The sequence below is a fragment of the Kineococcus vitellinus genome (genome assembly GCF_009906315.1).
GTDB classification, from domain to species: domain Bacteria; phylum Actinomycetota; class Actinomycetes; order Actinomycetales; family Kineococcaceae; genus Kineococcus; species Kineococcus vitellinus.
The window spans coordinates 1-1,594 of record NZ_JAAALL010000520.1 but is presented as its reverse complement, the minus strand read 5'-3'; the positions used below and the strand labels follow the sequence as shown (position 1 = coordinate 1,594).

Here is a 1,594-nt window from a genome sequence, read left to right as displayed (position 1 = left end):
GCTCGCCGCCCGCACCGCCCCCGGGCACGCCCAGCGCCTGCTCGACGCCCAGGTCGGCCTGCCGGGCTTCGCCATCGCCGCCGACTGGCAGATCGTGGGCTGGAACCCCGCCTACGCGGTGCTCTACCCGGGCATCGCCACCGTGGCGCCGGAGGACCGCAACCTGCTGTGGCTGGTGTTCACCGACCCGTACGTGCGCCGCCTCCTGCCGCACTGGGAGTCCGACAGCCGGCGCTTCCTGGCGGAGTTCCGCGCCGAGGTGGGCCCCCGGCTGGGCGACCCGTCCGTCGCCGCGCTCGTGCGGCGGCTGCAGGGCGCCAGCCCCGCCTTCGCCGCCGGCTGGAGCGACCACGACGTGCAGGGCTTCAGCTCGCGCGAGCGGCTGTTCAACCACCCGCTGACCGGCGACCTGCTGCTGGAGCACCACCAGCTGACGCCCGCCGACCACGTGGACCTGCACGTCGTGCTCTACACGCCCGTCGCCGACGGCAGCACGCCCCGGCGGTGGGCGCAGCTGCTGCGCGAGGCGGCGGGGGGCCACCCGTGACGTCCGTCATGCCCGGACCGTGCGGGGTGCCGCGGAAGTCGTGAGGCGCGGCACGGGTCGCGCGCCCGGACCGCCGGGAGGCTGGGAACCGTCAGCAGGGACCCAGCACCGAGGAGGCCGGCCCGTGAGCACCGTCGAGCACGCCGTCGAGGTCGAGGACCTCGAACGCACCTACGCCGGAGGGACCCGCGCGGTCCGCGGCATCAGCTTCACCGTCGGCCGCGGCGAGGTCGTCGGCCTGCTCGGCACCAACGGCGCCGGCAAGACGTCCACCGTCGACGTCGTCACCGGCCTCGCCCGGCCCACCGCCGGCACCGTGCGCGTGCTCGGCCACGACCCGGTCCGCGGGCGCCGCCACGTGCGCGCCCGCACCGGGGTCGTCCTGCAGTCCGGCGGGCTGCCCGGCGACCTCACCGTCGCCGAGACGCTGCAGATGTGGTCGGGCACCCTGAGCCGGCGCCGGCCGGCGGCGGAGGTCGTCGAGGCCGTCGGGCTGCAGCACAAGCTGCCCGCCCCCGTGAAGGGGCTGTCCGGCGGGGAGCGGCGCCGCCTCGACCTCGCCGTCGCGCTGCTGGGCCGCCCCGAGCTGCTCGTCCTCGACGAGCCCACGACGGGGCTGGATGCCGAGAGCCGGCGCGGGGTCTGGACGCTCGTGCGCGAGCTCGTCGCCGCCGGCACCGCGGTGCTGCTGACGACCCACCACCTGGAGGAGGCGGAGGAGCTGTCCGACCGGCTGTCGATCATGCACCGCGGCCGCGTCGTCGCCGCGGGCACGCTCCAGCAGGTGGTCGCGCCGCACCGCTCGGAGATCCGCTGGAACGCCGCCGCGGGCCGTCCCGACCTGGCCGAGCTGGCGCCGGGCGACACCGTCAGTGCCGTCGGCCGGCACGTCGTCGTCCGCACGGACCACCTGCAGCGCAGCCTGTCCCGGGTGCTCACCTGGGCGCAGGCCCGCGACCTGCCGCTGGCGGAGCTGAAGGCCACTCCCGCCTCGCTGGAGACGGCCTTCCTGGAGCTGGCCCGCCAGGACGTCCCCGAGGACCAGCC

Annotated in this window: 2 protein-coding genes; both read left to right on the top strand. The window is 76.7% G+C overall.

The genetic code is table 11. The features are described from left to right. Positions 1-547 (top strand): MmyB family transcriptional regulator (locus GTQ99_RS23045; RefSeq protein WP_240897996.1); only part of this gene is annotated, 547 nt, incomplete at its 5' end. Between the two features lie 124 nt (positions 548-671). Beyond that, positions 672-1,594 (top strand): ATP-binding cassette domain-containing protein (locus GTQ99_RS23040; protein ID WP_166617989.1); only part of this gene is annotated, 923 nt, incomplete at its 3' end.